Source organism: Bartonella sp. LB28NMGDW, assembly GCF_042194435.1.
Lineage (GTDB): Bacteria > Pseudomonadota > Alphaproteobacteria > Rhizobiales > Rhizobiaceae > Bartonella > Bartonella grahamii.
Genome location: NZ_JBHIMX010000004.1, coordinates 86,737 through 111,494, shown reverse-complemented (window position 1 = coordinate 111,494; position 24,758 = coordinate 86,737). Strand labels below are relative to the sequence as shown.

The following is a 24,758-nucleotide window of genomic DNA, read 5'->3' as shown; positions in this document are numbered from 1 at the left end:
GCAAGACACCTTATTCATTTTTGGCATTGTGAGCAGTAAAAACTTGAACGTCCAGCCTGTAAAATACGCACTATAGGCGTTCCACATTCCAAACATTGCTTGCCTTCTCGTCCATAAACTGAAAAAGCATGTTGGAAATAACCAAGTGAACCATCTATATGCATATAATCACGTAAAGAAGAGCCACCAGACAAAATGGCTTCAGAAATCACATTGCGTATATTTTTTGCTAAAGAATCTGCAAATTCACATGCACGTGCCGTTTTTGATGCCAATGTAAATGCACCACGTTGTGGAGACAAACGACTCCGCCAAAGTGCTTCACAAACATAAATATTCCCAAGACCTGCAACAATAGACTGATCAAGTAAAACGCTCTTGAGAGACATTTTTTTATTAACAAAAGCCTTTTGTAAATAACGACCAGAAAACGAATTACTCATAGGTTCAAGCCCTAGCTTATTTAAAAGTGGATGTTCATAAAGCTTGTCCGTATTGACTAAAAGCATAAATCCAAAGCGACGCACATCATTATAAATAAGATGATAAACTTCACCATTCCTTGTTTGAATATCCATGACAAAATGATCATGTTTAACCAATTTACTTGTCGTTCTTAAAAGATCATTCTCTATACGCCATGAACCAGACATTCCTAAATGGCTTAAAATCGTTTCATTCTGAGAAAGATGGAATAATAAATATTTTGCACGCCGACCAAGTTCTATAATTGTTCTGCCAATAAGGCGCTCAGAAAAAGCCTCAGGAAAAGGAAAGCGCAAATCTCTACGATTAAGTCTGACAGATACTATCTTTGCATCAGTTACAACAGACTCAAGTCCACGACGAACTGTCTCTACTTCAGGAAGTTCAGGCATCTCTCTTCTTTAAAAATTATACACTTTTCAATTGTATCACAAATAAATTGACTTCTTTTCCCTCCTCAAAGAACAAAGGTTTCCTCTACATCTGCTCTATAAGAAACAAATTTTTGATAACTGGATTTCTCTTAGCTTCCTACTCATGTGAGTCACCTAACTAAAGGCTTTATGGCCAAGCCCTGCCTTGAATATTCACCTGGCACTCTAAAATACTTAACGTATCAATGAGGCTTACATCCCACCCCACCTCAAATGCGGCATAATAGGATTAAGCCCATTCACCCTTACGAAATACAGGAACTCTTACACCATCTTGGGTAATGCCATCGATATCAATTTCGCCAGAACCAATCATCCAGTCAATATGAATGACACTTTTATTACCACCACGCGCTGCAATCTCTTCTGATGTCAATGATGCCCCATCTAAAAAGCATTTGGAATAACACTGTCCTAAAGCAATATGACATGCAGCATTTTCATCAAATAAGGTATTATAAAAAAGGAGGTCACTCTTAGAAATTGGTGAAGAATGAGGAACAAGAGCAACTTCGCCCAATCGGCTTGCACCCTCATCACTTTGCAAAACCTGCTGCAAAACTTCCTGCCCCGTTGATGCACGGGATTCAACAATACGCCCTGCTTCAAAACGTACTTCAATATTATCAATCAGTGTTCCTTGATAGGAAAGTGGCTTTGTTGAGCGAACAAAACCTTCAACCTTATGAGCATGAGGAGTCGTGAAAACTTCTTCTGTCGGAATATTCGGATTGCAAATAACACCATTTTGAGCAACGGATGCACCACCATGCCATTCATGATCATCTGCCAAACCAACAGTTAAATCTGTCCCTGGTCCTGTAAAGTGTAAGGCAGAAAAACGCTGCTCATTAAGCCAAGATGATCGTTTCTTTAAATTCTCGTTATGGACAACCCACGCATGTACCGGATCTTCTTCTGTAACACGTGAAGCAGAAAAAATTGCATCGGCTAATTTTTTAATCGCCTCATTCAGTGGTAAAGAAGGAAACATTGCCTCAGCCCATCCTGCTGTTGGATAAGCAACAATTGACCAATTTATAGAAAAATTCGATATTTTTTTGAGAGCAGGCTGGTAAGCTAGTGAAGTCGCCTTATTCAAACGCGCAACCTTATCGAAATCTTGATTGGAAAGGAGCAAAGGATTATCACCAACAATTGCTAACCGCGCTGCCCCCTTTTCAAAAGCCTTCGCCATTCCCTCATAAAGCCAAGAAGGGGCACAATCAAAACTAGCTGTATGAGCATTTTCAAAACGTGTAAGCGATAACATATCATCACTAAAAATTGGTATAATGACACCAGCACCAACCTTATAAGCATGATACGCAATACGCCGAACAAAAGGTAATGCTGAAACTGGAGCGGTCAAAACAAGATCCTGCCCCTCTTGTAAATTCAACCCCACTTTTACTGTAATTTCTGCAAGACGATTAAGCATTTCAGGCGAAATTGTCTCATGAATATCAAAGTACATTAGCAATACCCTTCTTTAAATAAAATGCGTTCTTTACGTCGTCATCTTATAAATTTTTTTAGATCCTTCGAGTTCATTTTCTCTACGTATATTTATGCGTGTCATTATCGCTAAAAGGTTCACTTAATTCATAAACCGCAATGGGTATATAACCCTTCTTTTGTCGTGAAAAACTTACCAGTTTCTATGTCGTTTTTCTAACATTGCAACAATTGCATTTAACTGATCTGATGAAGGCAAAGTCATAATCGTTTTATTTTCCTCTTTCCTAGCTAGATGTTGAGGTGCATAGGCAGGAATAGGAACTTTATCAAGCTGTACCATAGCAAAATGCGCAGGGTGTGCCGTTTTGGACTGTGCTACTTCTGTCGAAGGAGATGCACTTTTCTCTACCTTTACTCCCCCACTTTCTAAGCCTTCATCTATAAAGCTTGGCGCATGACCAGAACGTTCTTGAGCAAAAGCATAAGCAACATCATAAGGGCGATTATTTGTAGGAACTTGAAGTTCCCCATCACGTGATCGTTTTTCATAAAAAGCATTTCCCCCTGCAACCTGAACATAATGCATGTTTTTATACGGAAAAGACAAACCAGCGGTATGAAAAAACTTAGCGTGTTTAACTTTCTTATCTCGTTCACCCCGTAAAACAGCATCAGCCGCCTCTCTTACACGAGCAACAGATGCTTTCTCCGTCATAGGACGCGTTAAAACACCAGGAGCAAACTGCTTATATTGACCAACAACACCACAAATCGTCTTAGGATAGGCGGTTGAATTAACACGATTCATAACAACCGTCCCAACGGCAATCATTCCTTCACGGCTTGTGCGATTTGATTCAAAATACATCGCTCGCATGAGACATTGACGCTCTGTCAATGGATACGTAACTGTTTTTGTCTTATTATTATTTACTTTTCCAGTATCTAAACGATTTGAAGCACACCCCACAACAACTAACGGCGCTACACAACAGGTAACAAAAACATTCCAACGATTTTTTTTCATCTTATGCAACACATTCCTATAATCTCTGAGCTATTCAAATTTTGAAATGAGCTTTAAATGTATCTCTCAATAAAGTACATAGCTAACTGTTACCACTCAGTAAAATTTTAATACAAGAGGTAATCAAAAAGTATCTATGCAAAATAAAAAATAAAAAACTCTTAATTTACAGATCAATATTGTTATCCTTCATGGTCCAATATAGGCCATAATAGCCCACACGTTCCAATTACAATGAAGTAACACTATCCACTTCTCCTACATACAAAAAATTTGGATACCAAAACTCTTTGCATCGATATTAAAAAAATAATACAGATATCCCCTTTAATATAAAAATTTTAACAAAATGATCTGAAAGGAAATTCCCCTAGAAAACTCCCCTCCTGCCACAATACGAGTGATGATATCATCCAATATACAAATATGTCAAACCAAGAGTTAGCAATCTGCTATGCTTCTCTGAAAAAACTCTTTGTTGCCTCTTTATGCTTTTCCATAAGATAGTTATCTTATTCTTTCTATAGCTTCTCTGTAAGAAAATACTCATATATCTACAAACTGATTTTATACATATAAGAAAAATCTTAATCTATTTTCTTCTCACCTACCCCAACTTTATAAGTAAGGTCATCGCGAGGACGATCAGAGGACATATGGTAACCCGTTATGATATAATGCAGCATCTCAGCAATATTAGTAACATGGTCACCAATCCGTTCAATATTCTTTAAACAAAACAGTAAGTGCGTACAAACCGTAATATTACGCATATCTTCCATCATATATGTCAAAAGTTCACGAAAAAGAGAAGTATACAAAGCATCAATCTTCTCATCACGCTCACGCACCGCGTCAACACGCTCTAATAGGCGACTCGTATAAGCATTTAAGACTTCTTTTAATTGATTGAGTGCTAAAGCTGTAATTGTTTCAAGCCCATGATAAACAGAAGCAGATTGACGTATTTCTGAAAGTGCAACAGTCCTTTTAGCAATGTTTTTGGCCATATCCCCAATCCGCTCAAGATCAGAAGAAATACGAATGGCTCCAATAATTTCACGCAAATCGACAGCCATCGGTTGGCGTTTGCAAATAATAGCAACCGCTTTTTCATCAATGTCACGTTCTGCTTCATCTAAAAACACATCATCGGCAATCACTGTCGTTGCAAGTTGAAGATCACTACACACAACCGATGCTACAGAACGTTCAATCATTCTTTCTGCATGGCTCCCCATTTCTGTAATCCTTGCTTTTAAATATTTTAGTTCTGCATCATAAGAACGGACAGTATGGTTCATAGACATATCTTACACTCCTCAATTCACCTATCCAAAACGCCCCGTAATATAATCTTGCGTCCGTTGCTCTTTTGGTGAGGTAAAGATCATTTCAGTCGCACCAACTTCTACCAAATGCCCTAAATGAAACATAGCCGTATATTGAGAAACACGTGCGGCCTGTTGCATGGAATGCGTTACAATAACAATTGTATAATTTTGCCGTAACGCATCGATAAGCTCTTCAATCCGTGCCGTCGCAATGGGATCAAGAGCTGAACAGGGCTCATCCATCAAAATAACTTCAGGACTAACCGCAATAGCACGTGCAATACACAAACGCTGTTGTTGTCCCCCTGACAAACTTGTTCCAAGATCATGAAGACGATCTTTTACTTCTTCAAACAAACCTGCCTGCCTCAAACTCTTTTCAACTACATCATGCAATTCAGAGCGCGTTTTAACTAAACCATGAATGCGTGGACCATACGCAACATTCTCAAATATGGATTTTGGAAAAGGACTGGGCTTTTGAAAAACCATTCCAACACGAGCGCGCAATTCTACAACATCAATCCTCTGGTCATAAATATTCTCCCCATCTAAGGTAATAAGACCGGTTGTTTTAGCGCCTTCAATCGTATCATTCATACGGTTAAAACAACGCAAAAAAGTCGACTTTCCGCATCCTGATGGACCAATCAAAGCTGTTACTTGATGTTCAGGAATATCAAGTGTAATACCGTGGAGTGCTTCTTTGTCTCCATAAGAAACCTTCACATCCTGACCTCGCATTTTAATCTTCATTACAAAAGTTCACCTTACAAAAATCTTATCAAAGCTGTTGTTTTATTAAAATTACTGGCGGCGTTCAAATCGTCGACGTAAAAAAACCGCAGAAATATTCATGATCGCAAGAAAAATCATTAATACAATAATAGCACCTGATGTCTTTTCAACAAAAGCACGCTCTGCTTCACCCGCCCACATAAAAATTTGAACAGGTAAAGCTGTTGCTGGATCCATAGGGGTCGTAGGAATATTAACAACAAAAGCAACCATTCCAATCAAAAGCAAAGGAGCTGTTTCACCCAAAGCCTGAGCGACTCCAATAATTGTGCCTGTCAAAATACCAGGCGCAGCTAAAGGAACAACATGATGAAAAATCATTTGTGTTTTTGATGCTCCCAGTCCTAAAGCTGCTGCACGAATAGAGAGAGGAACAGCACGCAGAGCAGAACGTGTTGCAATAATGATCGTGGGAAGAGTCATGAGCGCTAAAACAAGACCACCAACAAAAGAAGCTGAACGTGGTAATCCTAAAAAATTAACAAAAAAAGAGAGTCCTAAAAGACCAAACACAATTGAAGGAACAGCTGCAAGATTATTGATATTAACCTCTATAAAATCTGTAAATTTATTTTTGCGTGCATATTCTTCCAAATAAAGAGCCGTTGCTATGCCTATCGGGAGTGAAACTAATAAAACGATGCCTATCATATAAAGAGAACCAATGATCGCAACACCTAATCCCGCAGTCTCAGGACGACTTGAAGCGCCAAATGTAAAAAAACCAATATTAAATGTTTTATAAAGCGTACCATCATGCGCTAAACGCTTTATCCATTCTACTTGTCGATTAGAAACTTTACGGTTTTTTTCTGCTACACGCAGATCAATCTGTCCCTTATAAGCAGAATCAATATCCGCAGATGCCAAAACTTTAACTTTTTGCATCGTGCCAATCAGTTTTGGATTCTTTGTCACCATTTCACGCAGTTGAACGCGAACACTATTTGAAAACATACGATTAACTTCCCGAAGAGAGGCTCGATCATTTTGATCTATATTAAGTTTCTTTGCTAAAGCATTGCGTACAAGAAGTGGATAATTCGCCGTCATGAGTACTCGCGGTTTTGTTTTATGTTGACCACTTGGATCAATGATCTTTTCATCCAAATAAATCGATAATGTCATTTCACTTTGAAAAAAAGCTGTATAACCCTGACCAATGATAGACCATAAAAGCGTAAATAAAAAAAACAAACCAATAGAAATGGCAATCAAACCATAGGCACGAAAACGACGTTCAGCCCAATACCGACGCTTGAGGCTAATATTGCGACGAGGGAAAAAATCTTCATTCATTCATATTGTTCCCGATATTTACGCACAATATAAAGAGCCAGAATGTTCATCAAAAGTGTCATAACAAAGAGCGTCATTCCTAAGGCAAAAGCCACCAGAGTTTGTGGAGAATTAAACTCAAAGTCACCGGTCAATTGATTAACAATCTTTACAGTCATCGTAGTCATTGCTTCGAAAGGATTGAGTGTTAAGTTTGCTGCAACACCTGCCGCCAAAACCACAATCATTGTTTCTCCAATTGCACGCGATGCCGTCAACAAAATGGCCCCCATAATCCCTGGAAGCGCTGCTGGTATAACAACTTTTTTAATTGTTTCAGATTGCGTTGCGCCTAAACCATAAGAACCTTCACGTAAAATGCGTGGAACAGCCGTAATAACATCATCCGATAAAGAGGAAACAAAAGGTATCAACATAATTCCCATCACAACTCCAGCAGTCAAAACACTTTGTGCCATAATAAAACCACCCCCATCTGAGAGAGACGCAGAGAGATCACGTAAAAATGGTCCTACAACCTTCAAAGCAAAAAAACCATAAACAATGGTTGGGATGCCAGCAAGAACTTCCAACAATGGTTTTACAATTGCTCGCAATCGCGCAGAAGCATACTCAGCCATATAAAGAGCTGAAAATAGTCCTATAGGTACAGCAAAAAGCATGGCGACAAATGCAATATAAAGCGTACCAGCAAGAAGCGGTATTAAACCAAATTGTCCTACTTCATCGCTTGAGCCACTCGCGGAAAAACGCGGATCCCAAACAGTTCCTAAAAAGAAATTTGAAAAGGATACAGACTGAAAAAAGCTCACTGTCTGAAAAAGCATAGAAAGCGCAATGGCTATTGTTGTCAAAACTGCAACAATAGATGCACAAATTAATCCAATAATAATAAAAGATTCAACCTTATTGCGCGCACGCTGATGAGGCGCAATTTGCATCATTCCACAGATAAAACCAAAGAATGCAATAGCAAAAAGGAAACCATAACCTATAAACTTAAGCTTTTCAGAAGAGAATACCCACGACCGGGCTATTTTGAACACATCATCCGATGCTTCATGAGATACAATCAATCCCTTCGCGAGTAATTGTGCCTGCACTTCCTTATAGGAAGCGGTAGAAAGATTCCCCTCAAAGCGATGAATCATTTTGACGAGACTTCGAAGTGTCTCCCAAAGTAGATCATGATTTACAGACTCTGTTACATGCGCACTATACGCCCCAAGCTCTCGAGAGGCATTATATTCTAAATAAATTGTACTCCCAGCATCCCAAACAATTAAAAAAATAAAAGCTGGAATAACAGTAATCAAAAATGTCCACCAGCCATAATAATACGCACGAGAATGCATCTTATGTTGTCTGTATTCAAGAATGCGTGCTCGCATATAAGAAATACAAAAGCCACAAAATCCAAAAATCAATAACAGCAAAATAATAAAGGAAATGCGCATTTTATCTTTCAGTTTTTATAAAAAATAGCACCCAAGTTTCCTATTCCAGAAATCCAACAAATTTTCCCTGCAAATTATTTCAATGTCATTACTCGACCAGCAGAAAAATCAGAACGCTGCGCTTGACGCTCCTTTTCAGGAGAAACAATCAAACCATATTCAGCCAAAGGACCCTCTGGACCAATCATCTGATCAGAAAGAAAAAAGTCAACATACTCTCGCAAACCTGAAATAATACCTAAATGTGCTTTCTTAATATAGAAAAAAAGCGGACGAGAAACTGGATATTGTCCGCTAGAAATCGTCTCAACTGTTGGCGCAAAACCGTTAATATCGGCAACCTTTAGCCTATCAGCATTATTTTGATAAAAAGACAAACCAAAAATACCAACCCCTGTTTTATTAGAAGTTAGACGCGCAAATGTTTCAGAATAATCACCATCAATATCAACCGCTTTTCCATCCTTACGTATCGCAATACAAGCAGTGTGTATCTCCTTATCATCCATTCCTAAAGACTTCATCACCTCAACTGCCCCACTCTCTTTACACCCCTCAGTAAGTAATTTTTCCTCAAAAACTTCACGCGTCCCATGCTTCTCTCCAGGAATATACGCTGCTATCGTCCAATCAGGAAGAGCACTATTAACTGCACTCCATTTCAAAACATTATTCGGTTGCAACTTTCCGTCTATAATAATTCGAGCAGCAAGAGCTTTATAAACATCTACTGGCTTTAACTTCCAATCAGGACCCTTAATATCTGTTGCAAAAACAATACCATCATACCCAATACGTATTTCCTCAACATCTTTTACACCAGCATCAAAACAAGACTGTAATTCACTCGGCTTCATTGCTCGCGAAGCATTGACAATATCAACGGTGTTCTCCCCAATACCACGGCAGAATTCCTTAATACCAGCTCCTGTTCCACCTGATTCGATAACAGGAACCTTAAAATGGGGATAAATTTCTCCAAATGTCTCAGCAACAATCTTTTGATAAGGTAAAACTGTAGATGAACCAGTAATCTGTATTTGATCGCGCGCATTGCCTCCATTTGCTGACAGCAGTAGCGCAAAAATCAATCCCACTCCAATTGATAATACTCTGCTCATCTATAAACTCCCTAAAAATTGAGGACAAAGCCTCTTAATTTATATCATACGGTCATTCTAGTTCACATTTGCAACATAACAAATATAAAAAACAACATGGATCATTTTTTTAAAACCATGTTTTTGTCCTCTGTCAAATAAATTAATTTGAACGCTTGAACTCAATAACATCCCAAAACAAATGAGCAACATCTGTACCGCAGAAGCGTTTAATTTCACGAATTCCTGTAGGAGACGTCACATTAATTTCTGTTATATAATCTCCGATCACATCAATCCCCACAAAAAGAAGACCACGTTCCTTTAAGGCTGGAGCAATACGTTCACAAATCTCATAATCACGTTTTGTTAACTCAACATTTTCCGCGCGACCTCCAACATGCATATTAGAGCGCACATCTGTTTTTGTCGGAATTCGATTAATAGCTCCAACGGGTGTACCATCAAGCAAAATAATCCTTTTATCTCCTTTTCGTACTGCCTCTAAATAGCGCTGAACAATAAAAGGTTCATGATAAATTTCTGCAAACATTTCCAACAATGATGCTAAATTGCGATCATCTTGTTTTAAATAAAAAACACCAGCGCCCCCATTTCCATAAAGTGGTTTAACAATAATATCGCCAAATGTCTCTCTAAAAGCTGTTATTTCTTCAATATCTTTGGTAATTAATGTTTCTGGCATCAGATCAGAAAATTCAGTAACAAAAATTTTTTCTGGGCTATTGCGTACCCATGCTGGATCATTCACAACGAGTGTTTTAGGATGAATACGTTCTAACAAATGAGTCGTCGTGATATAATTGAGATCAAAAGGTGGATCTTGGCGTAAAAGAACCACATCCATATCTGTTAATTCCGTGCGAGCAGGCTTTTCTAATTGATAGTGGCTTCCCTCTTTATCACGCACAATCAATGGCTCTAGTCGTGCAATCACACAACCATCACACAGAGATAAACGATCTGGTGTATAATGGAAGAGAGAATGTCCACGTTCTTGTGCTGCTAAAGCGAGTGCAAATGTCGTATCTCCTTGAATCCGAACTGTTGAAATATGATCCATCTGAATGGCAATTTTCATAAATAAATCCTCCCTATCCTAAAAGCAGACTGGTCTATGCACCATAAACTTAGTAAACAATAAAAGAACTATGACAAGAGAAAATTTATGACACAAGAAACAGATACAAAATTAAACAACAAAGAAATCGAACGCTATGCACGCCACATCATTTTGCCTGAGATTGGTGGTGCAGGGCAACAAAAGCTAAAAAAAGCACGTGTTCTTGTTGTGGGCGCTGGTGGTCTTGGTGCTCCTGTCTTAACCTATTTGGCTGCCGCAGGTGTTGGAACCATTGGAATTGTCGATAACGACATCGTTTCACTTTCCAATTTACAACGCCAAGTTATTCATAAAACAAATGCAATAAACAAAAGAAAAACAGACAGTGCTGAAACCACTATAAAAGCAATAAATCCTCATGTTGTAGTTGAAAAACACACCCTACGCTTAGATAAAAATAATGTGGATAAACTGCTCAATGCTTACCACATCATTGTTGATGGAAGTGATAATTTTACGACACGCTATCTTCTTGCTGATCACGCTGCCCAATGCAAAAAACCTTTAATAAGTGGTTCTGTAGAACGTTTTAATGGCTCATTAACCGTCCTTATGCCATATAAAGACAATAATCCTCACTATCGCGATTTATTTCCCACGCCTCCGGCTCACGGAACTATCCCAACATGCGCTGAAACTGGAATCATCGGTGTTTTACCTGGCGTTATTGGGACCCTACAAGCAATGGAAGTTATTAAAATGATCACAAATATTGGTGAACCCTTAGTGGGAAAAATTCTTCTCTACAATGGATTATTAGCGCAATTTAATATTATTACTTATAAACGCTCAAATTATAAGAAAAATGCCATAGTTATTAAGAAGCTTGGGGAATCATGATTATGTCTCCTCCCGCATTAATTTTTAGCACTCTCGCAATATGTCGCAATATGTATTGAAATACTGATGTTTTATCGTAAGTCATCGAAACACTGTAACCAATGGAAACTATTAAATTTATCACAAATATGGAAGACCTTTTGTGAAAAAATAATTCTCTATAATAGCTTATCAGCATAATTTCATGTCATCGTCTATAAATGAACAGAGACTCGTGCAAACTTAGCTGCCATCAGTATTCTTGTGTAAAAAATTTTCGAAGTAGATAAAAATATAATCAGCAGAACTCTATTCAACTATTTTACTATTCACACATAAAAATTGCTTCCAATTTGCTTCACATGAAAGTGCTTACTTCATACCATAACCTATAAACAAATAATCTAAATCATATTTTAGTTATCGATACTATAAAAGGTCAATGATCTGTCCCTACACCTCTAACCTCAAGAGAAAACGTCTATTCATCAAGCATCATAAAAAGCAGCTTAGGATTATTGCACGTATAAGAATAATCAATTGTCTCTGTTCGCAAGAAAAGTACATAGGGATTGATGTGTATAGAAGGATTGAGATAAACCTCGTGGAGAGCTTTAATTACATAATTATTGCATTCAGAAGCAGAAAGCTGCAGCTCATGAATTGATAATCCTTCAGCAATAATTTCACAGACAAGTATATGTAGAAAAAGTGAAGCACACAAATCTTGAAAACCAATCTACAGATGACAGCGTAAAGAGTGCATTTTTATAAAAGATCTCTTTAAAATAAGCGAGTCAATATGCAACGTTAAATGTATTCTGTTTTGCGTGAGGGGCGTTCCCCCTAACAAAACATCAATAAGAGCTCTTTTGATAAAACAGTGAAACTAAAATTACAAAAAAATCAGACATCTTTCTAAAATTAACATCTATGGTATAAGTTAATTTAGCTCTTTTGCTTTATTATTATCCATTGGTAAAGGAACAGGATGATCGGATAAACTGCGTAAATAAAGCAAAAGATCGGCACGATCTTGGTCATTTTTAATTCCACGAAAAGACATAATGGTCCCAGGAAAAGCTTCACGTGGAGAATGTAGATAACGATCCAACGTGATAAAATCCCATTTTTGATCAGAATGAGAACGCAATGCCCGTGAATAAGCAAAACCTGCTGCTGATGCCAAAGGGCGGTTAACAATCTCCCAAAGAACTGGACCAACACGCCCTGCTTCATTGCGTCCAGAAGTATGGCATATGGCACATTGGCGAAAAAGTTTACGGCCATTTTCAAAATTGCCTTGTTGAAGACGGCTATTTAGTGATAGGGAAACATCAGGTGCTTTTTGTTTTTCTTGAAATGTATCATTCTTGGCAACTGTATAATAGTATTGGACTGATGTAGGATGATCGTAAATTATATTACTGAGTGTGGAAATCCCCACAATAATAACCAGAACACATAAACAAGCACAAATAAAATAAATAAATCTCGGACGATTCATAAAAACTCAAATGTTCACGGTTTCATTACCATTTTTAGTTTAAGCTTTTTCTTTATAACACACAACATCATAAATGCATCACAGATGACATTTGGAATCTTACAATGGCTCTTGAACCAATTATTCTTATTCCTGCTCGTATAGGCTCAACCCGTCTTCCTCGAAAAGCTCTCGCTGAAATTGGCGGAAAGCCGATGATTGTACATGTCGCAGAACAAGCCAAAAAAGCTGCAATAGGGCGTACGATCGTTGCAACAGATCATAATGATATTGCTAAAGCTGTTGCAGATTATGGGCATGAATGTATCATAACACAAGGTGATCATAAGTCTGGATCTGATCGTATTTATGAAGCTTTAATGCGTATTGATCCTGAACAACGTTACAATACCATTTTAAATATACAAGGTGACCTACCAACAATAATGCCTCGTGAAATCATTCATGCACTACGCCCTTTAGAAAATAGCTTTACTGATATTGCAACCTTGGGTGCTCGAATCATTGAAGAAAATGAAAAAAGAGATCCCAATGTCGTCAAAATCATTGGTACACCGCTTTCTCAAAATCGCCTTCGTGCTCTTTATTTTACGCGCGCCACAGCACCCTATGGAGATGGTCCTCTTTATCATCATATTGGAATATACGCTTATCGGCGCGAAGCACTTGAGAAATTTGTATCATTCAAACCCTCTACACTTGAGCAACGTGAAAAACTTGAACAATTACGTGCATTAGAAAACAATATGCGTATCGATGTGGAAATAGTCGATACAATTCCCTTAGGTGTAGACACACAACATGATCTCGATAGAGTTTGTGAGATTTTAGCATGAAAATACTTAAAAAAACCAATAAAATTTCTTTCCAAGGAGAATACGGCGCTAATTCCCATATTGCTTGCTCCAATATGTTCCCCAATATGGATGCTGTTCCCTCTGCTACTTTTGAAGACGCGCTTAATTTAGTGGAAAGTGGGAAAGCTGATCTTGCTATGATCCCTATTGAAAATACTCTTGCAGGACGCGTTGCAGACATTCATCATCTTTTACCGCAATCATCTCTTTATATTATTGATGAATATTTTTTACCTATCCATTTTCAATTAATGGTTTTGCCCGGCGTTACATATGACGAAATTAAAACCGTCCACAGCCATACGCATGCCCTTGCACAATGCCGAAAAATCATACGAAACAACGGTTGGAAACCTGTTGTTTCTACAGACACTGCTGGAGCTGCAAAATTTATTAAAAAAAATGCTAAACGCTCACAGGCTGCCTTAGCACCTTTAATCGCAGCAGAACTCTATGGACTTGATATTCTTGAAAGAGATGTTGAAGATAACCCTCATAATATTACCCGTTTTGTCATCCTTTCACGCTCCAAACGACATGTCCCCAAACCTAAAAATGGCGAAAAAATCATCACCAGTCTTCTTTTTCGAGTGCGCAATGTCCCAGCTGCTCTCTATAAAGCTATGGGAGGATTTGCAACGAATGGTATCAATATGACAAAATTAGAAAGCTATCAAATTGGTGGAAATTTCAATGCAACACAATTCTTTGTTGATATTGAAGGACATCCTGAAGACCCGATGATGAAACTTGCCTTAGAAGAATTATCTTTCTTTTCTGCAGAACTGCGTATTATCGGTACTTATCCAGCACAAAACGATCGAACATCGTATATATAAAAGCAATTAAACTGCCATCATTCTTTGCTGATATCAAAGAGCATCGTAAAAATTTCATGATGCGACGCATCTTGGAAGAGCTCGTTTTTTTCTACTCAACACCCTTCATAAAAACTGAAGAAGAAAAAACGGTTCATAAAAGAATATATAAATTATTTCCATAATATTTTTCCACAAATTATATCATGATAAAAATCAATTCAACTTGTATAAAAACCAAAGTAAAAAACACAGTAACCAAAAATAAAAACACTTGTACCATATATTTCCCTTTATATACTATAGAAAGCTTCTTGAGAAAAGTCATTTCTTCTGATAATTTATTCCAATAAAGATAACCAGCTTCTAATTAACTCTCAAAACAATTCAAATTATTATACATGATAGAACATTCAAATTTATTAGAATGATATTAGTCTGAACATGGTTTAAAGCTAGAAAATACAACTCAAACCTGCTTTTAGCATTAAGTTTGAACTTTCATCTTTATAAAAACTGATTTATGATTCATCTCACTTTAGAAAAAAGGAGAGGATAATGAAAAAAATCTTCACGCAAGGATTATTAGCCGCAAATATTCTCGCCTACTCTAGTGTTGCATTTGCTGGCTTTGGTGAGAAAAAATGGAATTTTGCGCTGGATGAAAGTGTTGTGATCATCCCATCCGATATTGTCCATCAAGGAGTTGAATACTCTTGTAGTATCTTTAAACCGAATAAAGTATCCTTCACTTTATCGTACTCTGCCCCTTCTGATCTAAGCAAATTGAGAATTGTTGTTGATGATGAAAAGAAATTAACCCATGATAAAGAAAAGAAGATCTTTACACTGAAAAATATAAAATCTCTTCATATAAGCTTTCCTTCGTCAGGACATTATACTTTTAAGAATATTACGAAGAAAAAAGTTGTTGGAACAAATTGTGACACAGGAGATTATGATTAATAATATTTCTATAACATCTAAATTTGAGTAGAGTTATTCTTTTTTCAGGTATTTTTTTCAAAATACGACATGATAAGCTGTTAAAACTAATCGCTGAAGAGGTATTTTTATACTAATATGGAAAAACCTTAAGCTGCTCAGAACATTAGATATTGAAGGACTTTTGCAAAAACTAAAAGACTAAACTTAAATTGTTCTGGATTTTCTACTATCAGAGCTATTTTTTAATAAGAATATGACTTCTATCTTCGTAGCTGCTTCATTTTAAGTGCTATGAAGCACATCTTACCCAAATCACTTAGATAAACAGATTTGAAACTATAAAATGTCGCTTATATCGAATAAGAACCATTTTTACGCTTATAAAACCAGTACCCCCTTATTTCTATAGCGCTGAATGTTGCATCTTCTCTTGTATGAGCACAGTCACTTAAAAAATATATGAAACCTTTTCTCAAATGATGAAAATTCATATATTGATCCATCTTGTGATAAACATCGATGTTTTTTAATTAAAAGAACAAGCACGCAAAGAGCGATAACATCTACTCAGTATTTATATTCGTATATGTTAAAAGAAAAAATATTACGTATTTGATATTCTCATTCACTATAGAAATCAGGTGGTGGTCTTATAAGCTATTTAAGATATTGACTTATCATTATAAGACTTTGATTTTTTTATACTGAATTACAACCACGAATAAAGTAAGATCCTCCCATCTTAAATCTTCATATTAAATCAATTAAAATCGTTTCCTTGAAAGTTACAAATGGAGGTGGTGTGTGAGTAAAAACGATTAAAAAAGAATAAAAAAGCTTCTTATAAAGCCTCTCAAGTGCAAGGGATCGCAATATTGGGAATTGTTAATAGTATGAGAGCTCAAATTTATACTTTTATTAAGCATAAAGAGGATAGTGCACAATGGATTTACACCTCAAGGGAAATATGTATACTATTTACGAGCGGGGTTTGAAATATCGTTAAGAGTACTGAGCAATAGCTCTTTAAAAAGCATGTAAATGAACAACACTAAGTTGTTCTGTTTGAGATGTTCTGTTTTGTGTGAGAGGAGCAACATCATTAAAGCAATATTTGCTAATTATTTAAATAGCACTCTTCCCCCTAACTTTCGAATGTTAGCCAATTACATGATCTATCTGCTTTATTTGCTTCTTTGACTGTTGTAAATTTTTGATGATTCAATTTCGTAGTTTTAGAACAGACATATCTATCCTAAAACTCTTACATATTTCAGCGAATGAGAATAATTATACATTCAGATTATCTTAAGCGAAAAATATTTTCATACCAAATAAATATGAAGAGCTACTGCTATGAAAACTGATAAATCCATAATCTCTTTGTTGTTTATATGTCAATAAATTAAACGCAAAGGAAAATTCTTCGTCGTTCTTAGGATATTTTTCGTTTCTGAGCTTGATTTTTCATTCCAAATCGACAATATGAACTTGGGAGGTTGGTGGTGGACGAACTGCTCGCCAACTGGGTCAGGTCTGGAAAGAAGCAGCCCCAACGAGTTCTGGTACGGGTCATCGTGCCAACCTCCTATTTTTCTGAAGAAATTATTTTTTATGCTGTCTTTTAGCGAGGTATTTTTAATCTTCAGAGCGGCATTTGTATGCAGCAAATAAAGGGGTTTGGTTATTTTTTAACAAATTGTCCCATAAATAATTTGATTAAGAAAAAATCCTTTTATATGAGACTACAGTATTGATCTATGTTTTTGTATTATCAAGATGTACGCATAAAGAACTTCGAAGTTGGAAATATTCATGGAAAATGTACCGGTAGAAACAGCCTATCGTGTTCTTGCTCGTAAATATCGACCCCAAAACTTCTCTGACCTTATTGGTCAGGAAGCTATGGTGCGTACTCTCACCAACGCCTTTGAAAAAGGTCGTATTGCACAAGCGTGGATGTTAACAGGGATTCGTGGCGTAGGTAAAACCACAACAGCACGTATTTTGGCACGTGCGCTTAATTATAAAACAAAAGATATTGACCAACCGACAACCGTATTAGACTCTCTTGGTGAACATTGCACACAAATTATCGAAGGACGCCATATTGATGTTATAGAAATGGATGCCGCTTCTCATACGGGCATTGATGATATTCGTGAAATTATTGAACAAATACGCTATCGTCCTGTTTCTGCACGTTATAAGGTTTATATTATCGATGAAGTACATATGCTCTCAACACAAGCCTTTAATGGTTTATTGAAAACTCTTGAAGAACCACCGTCCCATGTGAAATTTATTTTTGCCACAACAGAAATTCGCAAAGTTCCTATTACAATCCTTTCGCGTTGCCAACGTTTTGATTTGCGGCGTATTGAATCAAAAGCTTTGAGTGCACATTTGCGCCAAATTGCGAAATATGAAAAGGTAGAAGTAGAAGATCAAGCACTCTCTATGATTGCCCGTGCTGCAGAAGGATCTGCACGTGATGCATTATCCATTTTTGATCAAGCGATTGCCCATAGCAATGGCAATGTTAATGCCATTGCGGTGCGTACAATGTTAGGATTAGCGGATCAAGCACGTATTATTGATCTTTTTGAATTTATCATGAAGGGCGATGTTGTCAATGCATTACATGAATTACGCAGTCAATATGAGGCAGGTGCTGATCCTCTTACTGTATTGACAGAACTAGCCGATTTTAATCATCTGGTTACACGTTTACGTTTTACACCAGAAATAGTGGAAGATTTCTCACTGACTGAAGAACAACGTTTAAGAAGCTTAAACTTTTCAAAAAAACTTTCCGTTCCTGTTTTATCCCGAAACTGGCAAATGTTACTCAAAGGTTTGCAGGAAGTTAATCAAACTGCACGTCCGCTTCAAGCCGCTGAAATGCTTTTAATTCGTCTTGCTCACACGGCTGAGTTACCAACTCTTGATGAAGCTTTAAAAAAGCTTACGCAAGAAAAAACATCTCTCACATTGGTTAAAAACTCTTCTCATCAAGAATCTACAAATACAAATAATATAACAAAAGAAACAATGGTCGAAGCCTATGCTTCCTCGAGCGTTTCAAATACATTACCAGATCAATCAGATTTAAAAACATCCTTGAAAAACCAATTAGATCATTCCTTAAAACAGGAAAATTTAGTTAGAAATCGAAACCCTGACAAAATCAACGCCCAAGAAATAACAGAAACTCTTGAAACTTCTCAATCTATTGATCTTTCTGAAAAGAGTGCAAATTTATCGCATTCTGTCACGCAAACAACGGAAAAGATTACTCAACCTAAAACTCTAGTGATTAATTCTTTGCACGATATTGTTCAATTAGCCGAACAGCATAATGATGCTCCTTTCAAACTCCTTATTAAAGAATTTGTTCATCCTGTTTCTTTTGAAGCTGGGCATATTACCTTAAGACTTTCTGAAAATACCCCACAATTTCTTGCTCATGATATAGAAAAAAAGATATCTCAATGGACTGAAAAACGCTGGACTGTAACTTTTGTTAATGAAGGAGGTGGCCCAACTTTACAGGAGGAAAGTATAGCGATACAAAAGACTCTTTTTTCCAATGCAGAAACAGATCCTGATATCGCAAAAATCCTCAACCATTTTCCAGAAGCAAAAATTGTCGATATTCGACTCAATAAAGAAGAAAATGACCTTGATTTACTCCCCAAGACCTTTAAAAATGCTGATATTTTTAAAAATAAAAATGATATCAATGATGAATAAGGATACCTATTCCTATGCGTGAAATGATGAGCATGATGAAAAAAGCCAAAGAAATGCAAGAAAAAATGCAGAAGATTCAGGAAGAAATAGCTAATCTGCAAGCTACCGGCACTGCAGGGGGGGGGCTCGTCAATATCACTTTAAATGGCAAAAATATTATAACAGCAATTCAAATTGATCCTTCATTACTCAACCCTGAGGAAGCTGAAATTCTCGAAGATCTCATTATGGCAGCTTATAATGAAGCAAGAACAAAAATCGAAATTGCAATAGAAGAAAAAACCAAAAGTATAACGGCAGGGTTACCGCTCCCTTCAGGTTTAAAGCTTCCATTTTAATGAAACAGATCTTTTTCTTGGGACAAAAATATGTCTAAATACATTGCAGGACCTGAGATTGAACGTCTCATTCAGATTTTATCACGTATACCAGGTCTTGGTCCACGTTCAGCGCGTCGTGCTGCGCTTCATCTTATCAAAAAAAAAGAGACATTGCTGGAGCCTTTAGGAGCAGCTATACAAGCAGCTATAGAAAAAGTTGGCATTTGTTCTGTTTGTGGAAATGTCGATACCATTGATCCTTGTTCAATTTGTACAGATCCTCGCCGCGATGATACAACAATTATCGTTGTTGAAGATATTGCTGATCTGTGGGCTCTTGAGCGCGCAAAAACTTTGGCCGCACGTTACCATGTATTGGGTGGACGACTCTCCCCCTTAGATGGAATAGGTCCTGACGAACTCAACATTGCCACCTTAATACAACGTGTTGTACAAAACCCTATTAGGGAGATTATTCTTGCTGTCAATGCGACTGTCGAAGGTCAAACAACTGCTCACTATATCATCGACCAGCTTTCCAATTTTTCAGTTAAAATTACGCGACTTGCTCATGGTGTTCCTGTAGGAGGCGAGCTTGATTATCTTGATGATGGAACTTTAGCAGCAGCTGTACAAGCACGAACAAATCTTTAAAACTCGCTTCTAATGCCCATTGTCTCTTCTTACTTGCTATTTTTTTCTTTTTATGAGGGAATATTAAAATGTCAAAGAAAAAACTTTCCCTTGTGAATAATTTTGGTCCAGGTATTCTATTATGCCTGCTCATATCTGCCTTAGCTTATGGTTTAGAAGTGATAGAAAAACTGTTTTCCGCAGAAGCATGGCTTGAAAGCCTTGTTTTGGCAATTCTCTTAGGATCCATTACTCGTAGCTGTTTTAATCTGCCAAAATATTTCCAAAAAGGTATAACCTTTTGTGCAAAAACGCTTCTTGAAATTGCTATTGTTCTTTTAGGGGCAAGCATTAGCATCCATGCTGTTCTTTCAGCCGGTTGGAATTTGCTTGCAAGCATCGTATTCGTTATATTTATAACCATCCTCATTAGTTTTGTTATAGGCAGACTTTTTGGACTTTCTGCCAATTTAGCAATGCTAGTCGCTTGTGGTAATGCCATTTGTGGCAATTCAGCTATCGTTGCAACTGCCCCTGTCATCCATGCTAAACATGAAGATGTAGCGGCAGCAATTGCTTTTACCGCTCTTTTAGGGGTTCTTATTATTTTATTTCTCCCTTTTTTACACCCACTTTTGAATTTATCATTTAACCAATATGGTGTGCTTGCAGGAATGGTTGTTTATGCTGTACCACAAGTCTTAGCAGCAACAGCGCCAATATCTTTCGTAAGCGTTCAAATTGCAACAATTGTCAAATTGGTGCGGGTTTTAATGTTGGGCCCTGTTATTTTTATCCTATCCATCATCTATCGTCGATCAGCACAAACACATTTTCGTCTACACACTCTCGTCCCATGGTTTATCATTGGCTTTATTATCATGATGCTTGTTCGCTCAAGTGGTCTTATCCCTGAAAAGGCTATCAATCCAATCAAACTTATTGCTCAACTGTTCACGGTCATTTCAATGGCAGCTTTAGGATTAGGTGTTGATATCCGCTCATTAAAAAAAGCAGGATGGCGCGTTATTTTAGCTTCAACTTCCTCCATACTCCTTCTTGGCGCTTGTAGCCTTATCATGATAGGATTAATTGATCTGAACCATATAACATTTTGAAATATGCATTTATTATTTTTTTCAACAGAGCATGCAATCAATTCAAAGGCTCACTAAGTATTAAAAGCAGTTTTTTATAAAACCAGCAAAAGTTCTAAAAAACTGCTCATTATTCTATACAAAAAATTGAAAGAGCTGTTATGTTAAGTGAAGACTGTCAGAATTACTTTTTCAATTAGCTTTTCAGTCCATAATGATTTGCAATGACGTAGTATCAAATACGTAACTCATGTAAAACAATGCCATTTCTTTCATCTTCTCATTACGCTGAAGTTTTTATACAAAGACTGATAAAATATGCTCTTGTTTGGAAAAAATATGGGGTCATGGCTTTCCCCCTTTTAAATTACTTTTACTTACTATGTAATATAAGTCTATGTAATATAAGTGGCATCGTCGTACTATTTGATAGCTTAAAATGTTGTGACAATCCTTACATTTAAACGATTCGTAAAAGGAGTTTTTATTCACACCCTAATTTCGCTTGTAATTTACAAGCTAATAACTTTAATTGTTTTGCCATAAGTATATTTGAGATAAGAGAATCTTACAATATTCAAGGTACTCATTCAAAAAGTGATAACAAATAGGGATTAAATCAACATCTCGTTCTATCCCATAAAAAGATATTGTTGCTTATTGGCACTAGTAACTCTCTTATAAATGAAATATACGATAATAAAAAGATTAAAAATACAGCAGGACTTTTGTTTATCATTTTATTCGACTAAAATATTTTTATGCTTATCCTTGCTATAGATACTGCTTCAATTTATTGTGCTGTTGCGCTCATTCATCATAAATCTGTTATTGCGCATATCAATGAGCGCATGAACAAAGGACATGCTGAAAAACTTATTGGGCAGATTACACAAATAATGACACAAGCCAATATGACGCTTGATCAAGTTGAGCGTATTGCTGTCAATATTGGACCTGGATCATTTACTGGTGTACGTGTCGGTGTTGCAACAGCGCGCGCTTTGGCATTAGCACTTGAAATACCTGCTGTTGGAGTGAGTGCTCTTGAAGCGTTAGCAGCACAAGTAATAAACAGTAAAAGTACAGCATCAGCAATTACTGTTGTCATTGAAGCAGGGAGAGAGATGTTCTACCATCAAAATTTTCATAATGATCTCACACCTTTAGGAGCGCCGGGATTAAAAACAATTGAAAATATCCTCGAAGATTTGCCAAAAAAAACCCGACTGACTGGCCCAGCTGCTGATGCCGTTGTGGAGCATATTAAAAGCCATAAAATAAACGAAAAAATTGTCCTAGAAAAAATCCCCTGCGAAGCGGCTGATATTGTAAACTATGCTTATCTTGCTGCAAACAAACAATCAAAAAATTCGCCTCGCCCACTCTATCTACGCAGCGCTGATGCAAAACAACAAACCAATTTTGCTTTACCACAAAAAAAATAATGCCCAAATTTTCATTGACAAAAAAGATTTTTGGAATTGCTCCGCTACAAGTTAATGATAGTGCTCCTCTTCATCAAATTCATCAACATTGTTTTACCCCGTCTTGGGGAAAAGAAGCTTTTGATAATTTCTTAACAGATCACTCTATCTTCGGATACAAAGTTTTTCTCATCGATCGCTCTGATCAAATTTTAGGCTTTTGCCTATGCCGTCTCATCCTTGATGAAGCAGAAATTATCACGATTGCTGTTCACCCTCATTATCGTCAACAAGGAATTGGTACCTTTCTTATCGAAAGAACAGTTCACCATCTTCACGACAAAGGCGCTATAAAATTATTCTTGGAAGTAGAAGCCACAAACCTTTCTGCTTTGAACCTTTATCAACGCTTTGAATTTCAAAAAATTTCTGAACGTCTTGCCTACTACCCGTCAAAAAATGGTCGTGGTGATGCAATTATCATGCAAAAAACTTTTAAGTAAATAGATTGAGATTTGTGTAAAAAACATTTACACATGCACCATGAATAAAGTAAATCCTAAAAATACACCTCCTGTTGCTCCGAAAAAGGTTTTTATCAAAACCTATGGATGTCAAATGAATGTTTATGATAGCCAACGGATGACTGATAGCCTCAGTTCGCAAGGCTATGTAACAACACAATTTCCCAATGATGCCGATCTTATTCTTGTTAATACCTGTCATATTCGTGAAAAAGCAGCAGAAAAACTTTATTCTGATCTCGGTCGTTTGCGCGTTATGCGTCAAGAGCGCACACCTGATAAACCCCTGATGGTTGGTGTAACGGGTTGCGTTGCACAAGCTGAGGGAAGTGAGATCTTGCGCCGTGCTCCAACAGTGGATCTTGTTATTGGTCCGCAAATGTATCATCGCTTGCCAGAATTGTTAGAGAAGGCCAAACAAGGAAAAAAAATTATCGAAACAGACTATGCTGTTGAAGATAAATTTGCTCATTTGCCACCCCATAATAAACATGCAGTAAGAAAACGAGGTGTTAGCGCATTTTTAACAGTACAGGAAGGTTGCGATAAATTTTGCACTTTTTGTGTTGTGCCCTATACACGCGGTGCCGAAATATCACGATCCGTTGAGCAAATTACTGAAGAAGCCCTTCAACTCATCGAAGCGGGTGTCAAAGAAATTACACTGCTTGGACAAAATGTCAATGGTTGGCATGGACAAAGTGCTGATGGCAAAACTTGGCGTCTTGGCGATCTTCTTTATCATCTTGCAAAACTCGATGGTTTAAAGCGTTTGCGTTACACAACCAGCCACCCACGTGATATGGATGATAGCCTTATTGCCGCGCATCGAGATCTTGATATGTTAATGCCTTACCTCCATCTTCCTGTTCAATCAGGTTCAGATCGCATCTTAAAAGCTATGAACCGCCAACACAAAAGCTCTCATTATCTTCATCTTATCGAAAAAATTCGAACCGCACGGCCAGACATTGCCTTTTCAGGCGATTTCATTGTAGGATTTCCAGGAGAAACAGATGAAGACTTTGAAGAAACCATTAAACTTATTCAACAAGTACAGTACAGTTCAGCTTATTCTTTTAAATATTCTCCCCGTCCTGGAACAGTGGGAGCCACAATGAAAAATTATGTTGATGAATCTGTAAAAGATGCCCGCCTTCAACAGTTACAAGTCCTTCTCCTTGAACAACAAAATGCGTTTTTGCGTTCTAAAATTGGTCAAAAAACTAACGTTCTCATCGAAAAACCTGGACGTCACTCAGGGCAAATGGTAGGACGTTCCCCTTGGCTTTTACCTGTTGTCGTAGATACAGAAGCCTCTACAGGTAGCGTAATAGAAATTCATATTAAAAATGCAAGCTCAAACAGTTTTGTTGGTGAAATGACAAATAGATAAACATACCTCTAAAACCTTGTTCACAATAAATATTTTGGAAAACTCTTTTATTTTAAAAGAAAATGATTACATCTAAAACGTGCACTTTTCTAAAAAATTGTCTTTTATAAAATTTA

The 24,758-nt window shown here is 37.1% G+C and carries 21 protein-coding genes and 1 other RNA gene; 12 read left to right on the top strand and 10 right to left on the bottom strand.

All coding sequences use genetic code 11. From position 1 onward, the window contains the following. Positions 1 to 14: 14 nt before the first annotated feature. From mutM to gshB, 9 genes are all read right to left on the bottom strand, one after another. Entirely contained in the window at positions 15 to 878 is an 864-nt protein-coding gene (gene mutM, locus ACFIKG_RS04035; protein WP_375626809.1) for a bifunctional DNA-formamidopyrimidine glycosylase/DNA-(apurinic or apyrimidinic site) lyase, read from the bottom strand. 271 nt (positions 879 to 1,149) lie between these two features. After that, positions 1,150 to 2,397, bottom strand: a complete 1,248-nt coding sequence (locus tag ACFIKG_RS04030) for an aminopeptidase (protein ID WP_375651809.1) — start codon at positions 2,395 to 2,397, stop codon at positions 1,150 to 1,152. 174 nt (positions 2,398 to 2,571) lie between these two features. Beyond that, positions 2,572 to 3,408, bottom strand: a complete 837-nt coding sequence (locus ACFIKG_RS04025; RefSeq protein WP_375626805.1) for a cell wall hydrolase — start codon at positions 3,406 to 3,408, stop codon at positions 2,572 to 2,574. 587 nt (positions 3,409 to 3,995) lie between these two features. Further along, a complete protein-coding gene (phoU, locus tag ACFIKG_RS04020; protein WP_012754655.1) occupies positions 3,996 to 4,718 on the bottom strand; it encodes a phosphate signaling complex protein PhoU in 723 nt (240 codons plus the stop codon). A 21-nt stretch (positions 4,719 to 4,739) separates the two neighbouring features. Beyond that, on the bottom strand, positions 4,740 to 5,498 hold the full coding sequence (pstB, locus tag ACFIKG_RS04015; RefSeq protein ID WP_375625677.1) for a phosphate ABC transporter ATP-binding protein PstB: 759 nt from the start codon (positions 5,496 to 5,498) through the stop codon (positions 4,740 to 4,742). A 51-nt stretch (positions 5,499 to 5,549) separates the two neighbouring features. Then, positions 5,550 to 6,839, bottom strand: coding sequence for a phosphate ABC transporter permease PstA (pstA, locus tag ACFIKG_RS04010; RefSeq protein ID WP_375626802.1), 1,290 nt, complete (start codon positions 6,837 to 6,839; stop codon positions 5,550 to 5,552). Then, positions 6,836 to 8,296 (bottom strand): phosphate ABC transporter permease subunit PstC, encoded by a 1,461-nt coding sequence (pstC, locus tag ACFIKG_RS04005; protein WP_375651808.1) that lies wholly within the window; start codon positions 8,294 to 8,296, stop codon positions 6,836 to 6,838. The genes pstA and pstC overlap by 4 nt, the downstream gene beginning before the upstream one ends. A gap of 74 nt (positions 8,297 to 8,370) precedes the next feature. Beyond that, entirely contained in the window at positions 8,371 to 9,417 is a 1,047-nt protein-coding gene (locus ACFIKG_RS04000; protein ID WP_375626798.1) for a substrate-binding domain-containing protein, read from the bottom strand. Positions 9,418 to 9,559: 142 nt separating this feature from the next. Continuing rightward, positions 9,560 to 10,498, bottom strand: a complete 939-nt coding sequence (gshB, locus tag ACFIKG_RS03995) for a glutathione synthase (RefSeq protein ID WP_375626796.1) — start codon at positions 10,496 to 10,498, stop codon at positions 9,560 to 9,562. A gap of 87 nt (positions 10,499 to 10,585) precedes the next feature. On the opposite strand from gshB, the gene ACFIKG_RS03990 reads away from it, so the two are divergent. Then, positions 10,586 to 11,380 (top strand): molybdopterin-synthase adenylyltransferase MoeB, encoded by a 795-nt coding sequence (locus ACFIKG_RS03990; protein WP_375651807.1) that lies wholly within the window; start codon positions 10,586 to 10,588, stop codon positions 11,378 to 11,380. Positions 11,381 to 12,302: 922 nt separating this feature from the next. Here the strand turns inward: ACFIKG_RS03990 and ACFIKG_RS03985 are convergent. After that, positions 12,303 to 12,866, bottom strand: coding sequence for a c-type cytochrome (locus tag ACFIKG_RS03985; protein WP_375626792.1), 564 nt, complete (start codon positions 12,864 to 12,866; stop codon positions 12,303 to 12,305). Positions 12,867 to 12,970: 104 nt separating this feature from the next. On the opposite strand from ACFIKG_RS03985, the gene ACFIKG_RS03980 reads away from it, so the two are divergent. The 11 genes from ACFIKG_RS03980 (at position 12,971) to miaB (ending at position 24,642) form a co-directional block, all read left to right on the top strand. Beyond that, entirely contained in the window at positions 12,971 to 13,702 is a 732-nt protein-coding gene (locus ACFIKG_RS03980; RefSeq protein ID WP_375626790.1) for a 3-deoxy-manno-octulosonate cytidylyltransferase, read from the top strand. After that, positions 13,699 to 14,562, top strand: a complete 864-nt coding sequence (locus tag ACFIKG_RS03975; protein ID WP_273787808.1) for a prephenate dehydratase — start codon at positions 13,699 to 13,701, stop codon at positions 14,560 to 14,562. The genes ACFIKG_RS03980 and ACFIKG_RS03975 overlap by 4 nt, the downstream gene beginning before the upstream one ends. A 537-nt stretch (positions 14,563 to 15,099) precedes the next feature. Then, a complete protein-coding gene (locus ACFIKG_RS03970; protein ID WP_375651806.1) occupies positions 15,100 to 15,507 on the top strand; it encodes a hypothetical protein in 408 nt (135 codons plus the stop codon). Positions 15,508 to 16,983: 1,476 nt separating this feature from the next. Continuing rightward, an RNA gene (ffs, locus tag ACFIKG_RS03965) (signal recognition particle sRNA small type) lies at positions 16,984 to 17,081 on the top strand. 223 nt (positions 17,082 to 17,304) lie between these two features. Next, the gene (locus tag ACFIKG_RS03960; protein ID WP_375651805.1) at positions 17,305 to 19,245 is read left to right on the top strand and encodes a DNA polymerase III subunit gamma/tau; all 1,941 of its coding nucleotides are present in this window, start codon (positions 17,305 to 17,307) and stop codon (positions 19,243 to 19,245) included. A gap of 14 nt (positions 19,246 to 19,259) precedes the next feature. Continuing rightward, complete coding sequence (locus tag ACFIKG_RS03955) at positions 19,260 to 19,583, top strand: YbaB/EbfC family nucleoid-associated protein (protein ID WP_375626779.1); 324 nt, start codon at positions 19,260 to 19,262, stop codon at positions 19,581 to 19,583. A gap of 30 nt (positions 19,584 to 19,613) precedes the next feature. Continuing rightward, a complete protein-coding gene (gene recR / locus ACFIKG_RS03950; RefSeq protein ID WP_375651804.1) occupies positions 19,614 to 20,219 on the top strand; it encodes a recombination mediator RecR in 606 nt (201 codons plus the stop codon). A 68-nt stretch (positions 20,220 to 20,287) separates the two neighbouring features. Further along, entirely contained in the window at positions 20,288 to 21,316 is a 1,029-nt protein-coding gene (locus tag ACFIKG_RS03945; RefSeq protein ID WP_375626774.1) for a YeiH family protein, read from the top strand. A gap of 740 nt (positions 21,317 to 22,056) precedes the next feature. Then, positions 22,057 to 22,743 carry a tRNA (adenosine(37)-N6)-threonylcarbamoyltransferase complex dimerization subunit type 1 TsaB gene (gene tsaB / locus ACFIKG_RS03940; RefSeq protein ID WP_375651803.1) on the top strand — a complete coding sequence of 229 codons (687 nt, stop codon included), beginning with the start codon at positions 22,057 to 22,059 and terminating at the stop codon, positions 22,741 to 22,743. Beyond that, a complete protein-coding gene (gene rimI / locus ACFIKG_RS03935) occupies positions 22,743 to 23,225 on the top strand; it encodes a ribosomal protein S18-alanine N-acetyltransferase (protein ID WP_375626770.1) in 483 nt (160 codons plus the stop codon). Before tsaB ends, rimI begins: the two co-directional genes overlap by 1 nt. A 40-nt stretch (positions 23,226 to 23,265) precedes the next feature. Continuing rightward, positions 23,266 to 24,642, top strand: coding sequence for a tRNA (N6-isopentenyl adenosine(37)-C2)-methylthiotransferase MiaB (gene miaB / locus ACFIKG_RS03930; RefSeq protein ID WP_375626768.1), 1,377 nt, complete (start codon positions 23,266 to 23,268; stop codon positions 24,640 to 24,642). Positions 24,643 to 24,758: the final 116 nt, after the last annotated feature.